The following is a 10,568-nucleotide window of genomic DNA, read 5'->3' as shown; positions in this document are numbered from 1 at the left end:
GCCACTGGAAATGCCGGGGTGCGGTGGGGTGCGCGAGGACGGCGCGCCAGCGCCGCCCGCAGCGCGGGGCCCCATCGCGGGGCCCCGGCCCGCGGTGCGGAGCGCCGCCTTGATCTTTCTTAGAGGTCTATTCATCAACGCAACAAAGAGTCGGGTGTCCTGTCGCGGGTGATGCTTGACAGGGGTGTGTCACCTGATGCTTGACACCCGGCGCGATTCGGCGCTTCGGGTCGACGATGTTCCGTGGTTGTCGTCGAACTGGGGAGGCCGGGATTGGCTCTGGTTGTCTTGTCTGTTGTCGAGCAGCGGTTGGACGCGGTCCGGGCGGTGTTGGCGGGTGCGTTGGTGACCGAGGTCGCGGCCCAGGTCGGGGTGTCGCGGCAGTCGGTGCATACGTGGGTAGGTCGGTACCTCAGCGAGGGTGTGCCGGGGTTGGCCGACCGGTCCCATCGCCCTGATCGGTGCCCGCACCAGGTGCCTGAGGAGGTGCAGGTCCGGATCGCTGAGCTGCGTCGGGAGCATCCGCGGTGGGGTGCCAAACGGATCCGGTTGCAGTTGCTGCGTGGCGGGCCGGCGTGGAACGTCGGGGCTGTCCTGGACGCGGAGCAGGTGCCGTCGGAGGCGACGATCAACCGGATCCTGCGACGGGCGGGGCTGGTCAAGGGACGGCCGCGGAAGCGGTCGCGGGACTCGTTCGTGCGATTCGAACGGCCCGGGCCGATACAGCTGTGGGGCATCGACATCGTCGGCGGGGTGCAGCTGGTCGACGTCGTCAGCGGTGAGGTGCGTGAGGCCAAGGTCGTGACCGGTGTGGATGACCACTCCCGGTTCGCGGTGATGGCGGCGGTGGTGGAGCGGGCCACCGCGCGGGCGGTGTGCCTGGCGTTCGCGCAGGCGCTGGCCCGGTACGGGGTGCCCCAGGAGGTGATCACCGACAACGGCAAGCAGTTCACCGACCGGTTCAGCAGGTACGGGCCCAGTCGTGGGGAGGTGTTGTTCGACAAGATCTGCCGCAAGAACGCGATCACCCACCTGCTGACGGCGCCGGCGTCGCCGAACCAGAACGGGAAGGTCGAGCGGTTCCACGGCACCTTTCGGCCCGAGCTGGGTGACCTGGGGCCGTTCGAGTCGTTGGCTGCGGCCCAAGCCGCGGTCGATGCGTGGGTGGACGCCTACAACCAGGACCGCCCGCACCAAGGGTTGAACGCGACGGTGCCGGTCGTCCCGGCGGACCGGTTCATCCCCGCCACCAGCCCGAAATTGGAGCTGTGGCTGCCACCAGCGCTGGACCTCGCACCGGTCGACGTCGCACCGGTCGACGTTGCAGCTGTGGGGGTGAGTGGGGAGTTCATGCCCCGTCACTCACCCGCCCCTGCCGCTGCAGGAACAGTGCCGGTTTCGAGGGTGGCCGGTGCTCGGGTGCCGGGTAGCGCCGACGCGATCGAGCTGGACCGGGTGGTGACCCCGTCGGGGAACATGACGTTGCGGGGCAACCAGTTCTGGCTGGGGCAGGCCCGGGCCGGACTGGTGGTGCGGTTCTGGATCGACTGCCAGTGGGTGCACCTGTCCATCGACGGTCGTCGGGTCAAAACGTTGCGGTCGCGGTTCAGCGTCAACGACCTCGACGCCCTGAGCGCGACAGGTGCGGTCCCGGCCGGGCCCCCACCGGTGGCCAGCAAAGGCGGTCCGGGGAGCCGGGCCGGGCGCACGATCGTGGAGGTCGAACGGACCGTGGCCCGCAGCGGGGTCGTGTCCCTGGGTCAACGGGTGGTGCTGGCCGCTGAGGTCCTGGCCGGCCGACGGGTTGGGGTGTACATCGAGGAGGGCGCACCGCTGCTGTTCTTCGACCCGGCCACCCGCGAGCTGCTGCGGACCCGTCCGAACCCGTTGCAGCCCGGTGAGGCAGCCCTGCTGCAACAAGCCCGACCCGTCGGCCCGGTCCCGCGGCCCTCGACCGAGCCCGTCACCGTCCAACGCCGCGCCTCGGCCACCGGCGTGATCGTGGTCGCCGGGCAGAAGGTCGCCCTCGGCCGCACCCACCAGGGCGTGACCGTGACCGTGCACGTATCCGAAACGACCCTCGCGATCGAGCTGCCCGACCACGACACCCGAGTCGTGCGCCGGACCACCACCGCGCCCGTGCGTAGCATCAAAGGACAGCGGCCACGGACCGCTGACACCTCAGTTTCCTAGCCGAAGTGTCAAGCATCAGCTGACACAACACCGTCAAGGATCTACTGCGTCAAGACAAACAAAGAGTCGGGCTCATCCTCGAGCGGACCTGAGGGGTCCTCGCCAGGCACTAGACATGTGCGACGGACGCAGGCATCGATGGGACTCGCCGGGCCAGAGCTGGCGCTATGAGTGCATGCGCACTCTCATGCTGTTCTCATCCGCGCCGCTGCACGCTTGCAGAATGAACTCACCAGCCACGCGGCGGCGCGTGTCGCGCCTAGTCCTTCTCTCTGGCCTGGCACTCGTCACGGTCGTCACCTCGGCCTGCACGGGAGGCTCCAACCCGACTGCGGGTGCAACGGCTGGCCCCAAGACCTCTGTCAGTCCGGCGCCATCGAGCGCATCCTCAGGGACCAGTTCTACCCCGTCCAGCAAGTCCTCGGTGAAGCAGGTCGCACCAGTCCCGGTCGAGAGCAACCCTCCTGGGGACATCCCTGACAACCTCGCGTTCGTGAAGTACACGAATGGCGCGGGGGGCTACTCGTTCACCCACCCGGAGGGGTGGGCGCAGACAGGGAAGGGCACCCAGGTGCGGTTTACCGACAAGCTCAACGGCGTGACGGTGGACAGCCTGCATGCGACGCATGCTCCCACCCCGGCAACCGCTCGCACCTCGGACGTGAAGCGTTTGAAGGGCGCCGTTCCTGCATTCGAGTTGCGTGCGATCACCTCGGCGAAGGTTCCGGGCGGCAGCGGCGTTCGGATCGTCTTCCGCCGCAACTCTGATCCCGACCCGGTGACGGGAAAGGTGTACCGCGACGAGGTGGAGGAGTACATCGTGTTCAACGCCGGTCGCCTCGTTCGGATGGATCTGTTCGGTCCCGTGGGCGCGGACAACGTCGACGCATACCGAACCATGGCCCAGAGCTTGGCCGTGCGATGACCGCGGCGCTACGCGACCCGGCAGAGGTCCAGCCTGTCCTCGACGGACCGGTGGTGGATGCGCGTGGACTGCATCGTTTCTTCCGAAGGGGAGGCGAGGAGGTAGCGGCGCTTCGCGACGTCTCCATCGTGCTACGACCAGGCGAGATCGTGGCCGTCGTCGGGCCATCGGGGTCGGGAAAGTCGACACTGCTCAACCTGCTCGCGGGACTGGACGACCCTGACGGGGGCTCAGTCCGCGTCGCCGGGCGCCTACTCAGCCATCGATCGGCAAACGGTCAGGCACGGCTTCGTGCCGAGCTCATCGGTGTCCTCACCCAGACCAGCGGGCTGGTGGAACACCTCAACGTGCTGGACAACCTTCGTCTGGCTGCCTCGTTCCGCCGTGAGTCACCCCCGCTCTCAGAACTGCGTTCCCTGCTTGACGATGTGGATCTCGCAGGTCGAGCCCATGCCCGACCGTCCACCCTGTCCGGCGGAGAGACGGCCAGAGCAAATCTGGCGACCGCGCTAGTGAGTGGCCCGCGGCTGCTCCTGGCCGACGAGCCAACGGCGGAGGTGAGCACCGCGGAGGAGGCGTTGCTGCTGAGCCTGATCCGCAAGCTGCAGCCGATCGACGGCGCAACGCTGCTGGTGACGCATTCGCCTCGAGTCGCCGCTGCGGCGGACCGGGTCGTGCACCTCGTGGACGGGCGGGCGTCGTGACGACCGCGGAGGTCGGGCAGCTGGTCTACGCGCGAGGGCTGGGCCTTCGGTATGGCGCGTCGCCCATCCTGCACGACATCGACCTGGACATCGTCGAAGGGTCACAGCTCGCGCTCACCGGTCGCTCCGGCAGCGGCAAGACCACTTTGCTTCTCGTGCTCGCGGGGCTCCTGAGGCCAACGGATGGAACCGTGAGCTGGCCCGGCTTGTCCGCGGAATCGGTACGCAGACGCGGGCAGATCGGCATGGTCTTCCAAGCCCCGTCGCTCATGCCCGAGCTCACGGCCTTCCAGAACGTCACCTTGCCGCTGCGCCTGCGGGGGGCAAGTCTGGACGCCGCCAGCACAGCGGCGATGCGGGCCCTGACGAGCGTCGCCGCGGCAGAACTCTGCGGCGCACTGCCCACGCAGCTGTCCGGGGGCCAGCAGCAACGGATCGCCATCGCTCGGGCCCTGGCCGGTGGTCATCGGCTGGTCCTGGCCGACGAGCCCACTGGCTCGTTGGACCGCGCCCACGCGCACGAAGCCGCGCTTGCGCTGCGCGACGGGGTCGCCAGCACAGGTGGAGCCTTGATCTTGGCCACCCACGATCCTGAGCTCGCCGAGCTTTTCGACCAACAGCTCGCCGTCGTCGACGGGAGCATCATGCAGAGCGTGAGGACCCGATGAGAAGTACACGGTGGTTGGTCGGGCTGCTCCGCCGACGACCGATGGAGCTCCTGGTCGCGGCGTTGAGCATCGCGCTCACAGTCGCGTTCGTCGCCGCCTTGGGCTCCTTCGTGACCCAAAGTCACGCTGCGCTCACCGTCCGAGCCGCCGCCTCCGTCCCGGTGGACTGGCAGGTGCAGGTCACGCCCCAAGGTGACCTTGCGGCAGTGACGAAGGACGTCAAGGCGCTACCGAGCGTCGAGGCTGTTCAAGGAGTCGATTTCGCGCACGTCGATGCGCTGACGTCCACGGGTCCGCAAGGTGCACGCAGCACCGGTGCGGCATACGTCGTGTCCATCTCCCCGGAGTACGCCAAGACCTTTCCAGGGGAGCTGCGCCACCTGCTGGGCGCCACCTCGGGCTCGATACTGTTCCAGCAGACCGCGGCCAACCTTGCCGTCGAGCCCGGCGCCCAGATCAGCGTCAAGAGCGCCAAGAGCTCGCGGCCCCTGACCATCGACGGCGTCGCGGACATGCCTGCAGAGGACTCGTTCTTTCAAGTCGTGGGCCTCGCACCCGGGGCGGGAGCCAGCGCGCCGCCGGACAACGTCGTCCTGGTGAGTCCGGCGACCTTCCGGTCCGTGATCGGAGCGACGCCGGTGGTGCACCAGCTCCACGTTGGATTCAGCCACGCAGGACTGCCTCACGATCCACAGACTGCTGCTGTCGTCGTCCAGGGACGGGCCAATCACTTCCAGGCCGCCGTCGCCGGTGGCGCCTTGGTCGGCGACAACCTCGGTACCGCCCTGACCCACGCCGGTGAGGACGCCAGCTACGCCAACCTGCTCTTTCTGCTCCTGGGAATCCCGGGCCTCGTCCTCGCAGCAGTGGTGGCGGGACTGGTCGTGGCCTTGCGCTCAGATCGACGTCGACGCGAGATCGCGCTGCTGCGCCTGCGGGGAGCCACCGTCAACCAGGTGGTTCGTATCGTGGCTGTCGAGTCGGTCGTCGTCGCCGTCGGAGGCGCCCTGTTGGGACTGCCCTTGGCCGTGCTCGCCATCCGGCTGGCTCTACCGACCGGGACTCCGCTCTCGGTCGGATGGGCCGTCGCCGCTGTCGTTGGTGGCCTACTGCTGGCACTGGCCACTCAAGCAGGGTCGGTCCTCCGCCTGGCTTTCGGCCGGGAGTCCACCGGGGTGGCTGCAGAGGCCTCGCGCGGCCAGCTCCGCGGAACGCCATGGCCCCTCAAGGCCGGGCTCGATGTCATTCTGCTGGCCGGCGCTGCCATCGCCTTCGCGCTGACTGCCCGCAACGGGTACCAGGTGGTGCTGGCACCCGAGGGGATCCCCCAGACCCAGGTGAACTACGCGACTCTGGCAGGGCCCGCACTGGCGTGGCCAGGGCTCGCCCTGCTGGTCTGGCGCATCACTGCCTGGGTCACCGCACGACGAACCGGACGCTGGTCTCGCGGAGGTCCCGGCACCGCCCCCGAGCTCGAGGCCGCAGCACTTAGGCAGCGCCGACGCATCATCGCTCGAGGTGCGGCGGGACTTGCCGTGGCTGTGGGGCTGGCAGTGTCAACAGCGATCTTCACCTCCACCTATGACGCACAGGCTCGACTCGACGTGGCCCTGACGGTCGGCAGTGACGTAGCCGTGGTCGAACCCCCTGGATCGGCCATCGGTCCCGAAGGGGCGTCGGCCATAGGGAAGGCACCCGATGTGAGCGCTGTCGAACCGTTGCAGCACCGCTTCGGATACGTCGGCCCTGACCTTCAGGATCTCTACGGTGTGAACGCCAAGACCTTCGCTCGCGTGGGTCCCCTTCAGGACGCGTTCGTCCCCGGGTCGACCATCCCCAAGACTCTCGCAGCCCTGCAGGCAAGACCAGACGGTGCTCTACTCTCCGCAGAGACCCTCCACGACTACCAGCTGCACCCCGGCGACCTGATCCGCATCCGGCTGCAGAGCGGGTCCTACCATGCGTACCGACCTGTGGACTTCCACGTGATCGGACAGGTGACCGAATGGCCTACCGCCCCCAAGGACAGCTTCATCGTGGCCAACGCCGACTACATCGCCAAGCAGACCAAGTCCGATGCCGTAGGCACGTTCCTGGTCGCGTCCAACAGACCAACCACGACGGCAGCCGCCTTGCGCTCCCAGCTGGCGAGCGGTTCACCCGGCGCTCGGGTCCAGGACATTGCTTCTGCTGGGTCACACGTCACTAGCGCGTCGGGACTGGCGGGCACCGATCTTTCCGGCCTCTCCCATCTCGAGCTTGGTTTCGGCGTGCTGCTCGCCCTGGCGTGCTCGGGGTTGGCCCTCCTGGGTGGCATCGTCGAACGTCGTCGAGCACTGGTGCTGCTGGCCGCGCTAGGCGCCACGACCCGGCAGCGCGGCCGCTTCCTCGCGACGGAGGCCCGGGCCATGGTTGTGGCGGGCATGGTGGGCGGCGCGGTGATCGGCACCACGATCGCGTACCTCTTGGTCAAGGTGCTGACTGGCATCTTCGACCCCGCGCCGGCCTCGGCCACCGTTCCCTGGAGCTACCTCGGAGCCTTGGCCGTATTGGTTGGCAGCTTCACGGGGCTCGTCGTCTCTGGGGTGGGTCGCCTGGTCGCACGGGCCGGTCCGAACGAGCTGCGTGACCTGTGAAGCTGTTGGTCATCGAGGACGACGTGCGGATGGCCTCCCTCCTGCGCCGGGGGCTGGCCCAGGAAGGCTGGGCCGTGGACGTGGTCGGCGACGCGGTGGACGCCCGGCACGCTGTTGCCAGCACCCCGTTCGACGCCGTGGTGTGTGACGTCGGCCTTCCCGGCCCGGAGTCCGGACTGGACTGGTGTCGCTGGTTCCGCACCGAAGGCCACTGGACACCCGTGCTGATGCTGACCGCGCGGACGGGTGTTCGGGACCGCATTGCGGGATTGGACTGCGGCGCGGACGACTACCTCGGCAAGCCCTTTGCCTTCGAGGAGCTCGCAGCCCGGCTCCGAGCGCTGCTGCGCAGAGGGGACACCGAGCGACCGACCCAGCTCAGGAACGGGGACCTGGTGCTCGACCCTGCCGAGCACCAAGCTCGTTGGCAGGATCGAGTCGTAGAGCTGTCCCCGCGCGAGTTCGCTCTCCTGGACTACTTCATGCGCAGACCCGGCGACGTGCTTCGCCGCACAGAGATCTTGGACCACGTGTGGGACTACGCCTACGACGGCACCTCCAACGTGGTCGACGTGTACGTGCGGTACCTGCGTCAAAAGCTCGAGGCCGCAGGATGCCCTGACATCATCGAGACCGTACGTGGCGTCGGCTACCGGTTGGCCATGCACCCATGAGGTTCACCCCGTCCTCCCTGCGCAACCGACTGGTGCTGGGAGCGGTCGCACTGGGCCTGACCTTCGCGGTCCTGTTCGGAGCCATCGCCACGTGGCGGGTCCACCACGCCGAAGAGCAAGCGGTGAGAGCCGCCCTGCAGACCCGACTCGAGCTGGCTCGGGACGAGGTCTCTCCGGTCGGTTCCCTCACCCATAGCGTGAGCAGCCCCAAGATCGACCTGATCCAGGTGATCGGCCCCGACGGGAGGACTCGTTCTAGCAGCGACCCCTTGGCGCGCATTGGGCCTCTGGCCGACGTCAGCTCCGTGCGCAAGGCCCCCCGCGGTGTCGAGAATCGCGTCGCGCTGCAAAGCCCCGACATCGACCTCGCGGTGCTGGCTGTTCCCCTCACACTCACCAGCAGCGGTGACTCGCCGGCAGGAACGGGAGCGCTGGTGGTGGCCGTGGACGCCGAGGGTTTCAACGCGACCACCTCCGACCTGCTGGGACTGCTGATTGCTGGGCTCGTGGCCGTGGTGGTCGCGATCACCGGGCTCTCGTGGATCCTCACCGGCCGAGCGTTACGCAACGTCACGCAACTCACCGAGCGCGCGGAGGCTGTCCGACCCAAGGACCTCGCGGCCGGCCTTGCCGTACCCAGGGGTGACGCCGAACTTGCTCGGCTCGTCGAGGCACTGAACAGGATGCTTGCGCGACTGCACCAGAGTCACGCCACTGAACTTGCCTTCGCCGCCGACGCCGGACACCGGCTGCGCACACCCGTGGCGACCCTGCGAGCTGAGGCTGAGCTCGCCCTCCGCGAGAGCGACCCCGTCGAGATGACAGCTGCCCTCGAACGCGTCGTGCATGACGCCGACCAGTTGACCTCGATCGTCGACCGGATGCTGGCCCGAAGCCGCGCGCGCGATCACGATCCCGAACCGGTGCTCGCCGCCCTTTCTGGAGCGACCCCGCATTGGAAACGTCAGGCCGAACTCGGAGGTCTCACACTCGCCGTCCACACTGACGATCGCATCACCCCCCGGGTGGTGTGCGCCGACCTTCGCGAAATCATCGAACCCATCGTCGACAACGCGGTGAGGCACACGCCCGCTGGCGGTGTGGTCACGGTGGATGCACGTCTGGAGCCCGCGGATCACGACACGATTCATGTGAGCGTCTCCAACACGGGACCTCCCGTCGAGCCCGAGATCGCGCCATACGTCTTCGACGCTTGGGTGAGCAGTCGTGACGCCAGCGTCGCCGGTGGGCTAGGCCTCTGGCTCGCCCGCGAAGCAGCCCGTGACCACGGCGGGGACGTCACACTGCTGGCCGGAGACGGCACGGTCACCACCTTCAGGATCGCCCTGCCGTTGACCAACGCGATTGGCTAACTGACTGAATCGCTGCCGCTGGGTCCGCCTAGCGATCTGTCGTTGAGCAGGCCGTGCTGGGTGTGGTCACGCGGAGATGCACGTGGGCCCAGTGCCTCAGGATTCATTCAGCAGCGCACTGCGACCCTTATGTCCCATGACTACTCTCGCACCCCGTTCAAGCCGGGCCATGCTCAACAAGGTCCCCGAGGTCACGGTGTACTTCTGGGTCATCAAGATCTTGTGCACGACCGTGGGGGAGAGTTTCGCGGACTACATCAACGAGACGTTGGGCTTCGGCCTGGTGAACACCACGCTGGTGTTCTCGGTGGCTCTGGTCGCGGTGCTGGTCGTGCAGTTCCGGTTGAAGCAGTACGTGCCGGCGGTCTACTGGCTGGCCGTGGTGCTGATCAGCGTGGTCGGGACGCTGCTGACCGACAATCTGACCGACGCCACCGGGGTGCCGCTGTGGGTGAGCAGCCTGGTGTTCGCCGTGGCCCTGGCAGTGGTCTTCGGGATCTGGTACGCCCGGGAGCGGACCCTGTCGATCCACTCGATCGTGACCACCCCGCGTGAGGCGTTCTACTGGTTGACCGTCCTGGTGACCTTCGCACTGGGCACCGCCGTCGGTGACTGGACCTTGGAGCTGACCGGCTGGTCGGCAGGGGTCTCGGTACTGCTTCCCCTGGGTCTGATCGCTGCCGTGTTCGCCGCGTGGAAGCTGGGCGCCGGTCCGGTGCTGTGCTTCTGGCTCGCGTACATCCTGACCCGCCCGCTCGGCGCGAACATCGGCGACTTCCTCGCCTCGGCCCGCGATGAGGGTGGCGCCGGCCTGGGCACCCTGGGAACCAGCGTGCTGTTCCTGGGCACGATCCTGGCGGTCGTGGTCTACCTCAGCGTGACCCACAAGGACCGTACCGAGCGCGCCGCCATCCGCTCGGAGCAGGCGGCGACCGTGGGCGATCGTCAGGCCTGACCAGTGGAGCAGCGCAGGACGAGGGTCTTGGTGGTCACCGACAGTGCCACCCCCTCGCCTGCGCTGCTTCGTGCTGTAGCCGAACGGGCTGCCCGCGACGACGTCCAGTTCCGCCTCGTCGTGCTCAACCCTGCAAAGGCGGAGTTGCACCTGCTCCATCCCGAGCGCCACGACAAGGCGTTCGAGGCCGAGTGCATCATGCTCGAGACGCTGCCGCAGCTGGAGCGGGCCGCCGGGGCGAAGGTCATCGGCTCCGTCTCGGTCCGACACGACCCGGCTGAAGCCATCGAGGAGACCGTCCTGAGCGAGCCGGTCGACGAGATCTTGGTGGCGATCCCCGACGCCGGTACGAAGTCGAGGCTGCATCGCGACCTGCTCCATCGCCTGGGACGGTTCGAGGTGCCGGTGTCCAAGTTGGAGTGAAGAGACAACGCCGAGCC

At 67.9% G+C, this 10,568-nt stretch carries 9 protein-coding genes; all 9 read left to right on the top strand.

The genetic code is table 11. The annotated features are described in order from the left end of the window. Positions 1 to 243 precede the first annotated feature (243 nt). The 9 genes from AB4Z02_RS18380 (at position 244) to AB4Z02_RS18340 (ending at position 10,551) form a co-directional block, all read left to right on the top strand. Positions 244 to 2,193 carry an IS481 family transposase gene (locus AB4Z02_RS18380; protein ID WP_441972785.1) on the top strand — a complete coding sequence of 650 codons (1,950 nt, stop codon included), beginning with the start codon at positions 244 to 246 and terminating at the stop codon, positions 2,191 to 2,193. Between the two features lie 493 nt (positions 2,194 to 2,686). Then, on the top strand, positions 2,687 to 3,118 hold the full coding sequence (locus AB4Z02_RS18375) for a hypothetical protein (protein ID WP_441972783.1): 432 nt from the start codon (positions 2,687 to 2,689) through the stop codon (positions 3,116 to 3,118). After that, positions 3,115 to 3,822 carry an ABC transporter ATP-binding protein gene (locus tag AB4Z02_RS18370; RefSeq protein ID WP_441972781.1) on the top strand — a complete coding sequence of 236 codons (708 nt, stop codon included), beginning with the start codon at positions 3,115 to 3,117 and terminating at the stop codon, positions 3,820 to 3,822. The genes AB4Z02_RS18375 and AB4Z02_RS18370 overlap by 4 nt, the downstream gene beginning before the upstream one ends. Then, positions 3,819 to 4,490: an ABC transporter ATP-binding protein gene (locus tag AB4Z02_RS18365; RefSeq protein WP_441972779.1), complete on the top strand. Its 672-nt coding sequence runs from the start codon at positions 3,819 to 3,821 to the stop codon at positions 4,488 to 4,490. The genes AB4Z02_RS18370 and AB4Z02_RS18365 overlap by 4 nt, the downstream gene beginning before the upstream one ends. A 41-nt stretch (positions 4,491 to 4,531) precedes the next feature. Next, positions 4,532 to 7,126 (top strand): FtsX-like permease family protein, encoded by a 2,595-nt coding sequence (locus tag AB4Z02_RS18360; RefSeq protein ID WP_441972778.1) that lies wholly within the window; start codon positions 4,532 to 4,534, stop codon positions 7,124 to 7,126. Beyond that, positions 7,123 to 7,800 carry a response regulator transcription factor gene (locus tag AB4Z02_RS18355; RefSeq protein WP_441972776.1) on the top strand — a complete coding sequence of 226 codons (678 nt, stop codon included), beginning with the start codon at positions 7,123 to 7,125 and terminating at the stop codon, positions 7,798 to 7,800. Before AB4Z02_RS18360 ends, AB4Z02_RS18355 begins: the two co-directional genes overlap by 4 nt. After that, entirely contained in the window at positions 7,797 to 9,173 is a 1,377-nt protein-coding gene (locus AB4Z02_RS18350; RefSeq protein WP_441972774.1) for a sensor histidine kinase, read from the top strand. Before AB4Z02_RS18355 ends, AB4Z02_RS18350 begins: the two co-directional genes overlap by 4 nt. 136 nt (positions 9,174 to 9,309) lie before the next feature. Further along, positions 9,310 to 10,128 (top strand): COG4705 family protein, encoded by an 819-nt coding sequence (locus AB4Z02_RS18345; RefSeq protein ID WP_441972773.1) that lies wholly within the window; start codon positions 9,310 to 9,312, stop codon positions 10,126 to 10,128. A gap of 30 nt (positions 10,129 to 10,158) precedes the next feature. Continuing rightward, positions 10,159 to 10,551 carry a hypothetical protein gene (locus AB4Z02_RS18340; protein ID WP_441972771.1) on the top strand — a complete coding sequence of 131 codons (393 nt, stop codon included), beginning with the start codon at positions 10,159 to 10,161 and terminating at the stop codon, positions 10,549 to 10,551. Positions 10,552 to 10,568: the final 17 nt, after the last annotated feature.

The sequence above is a fragment of the Pedococcus sp. 2YAF34 genome, from assembly GCF_052114585.1.
GTDB lineage: Bacteria > Actinomycetota > Actinomycetes > Actinomycetales > Dermatophilaceae > Pedococcus.
This window is presented reverse-complemented; position numbering and strand designations above follow the sequence as displayed.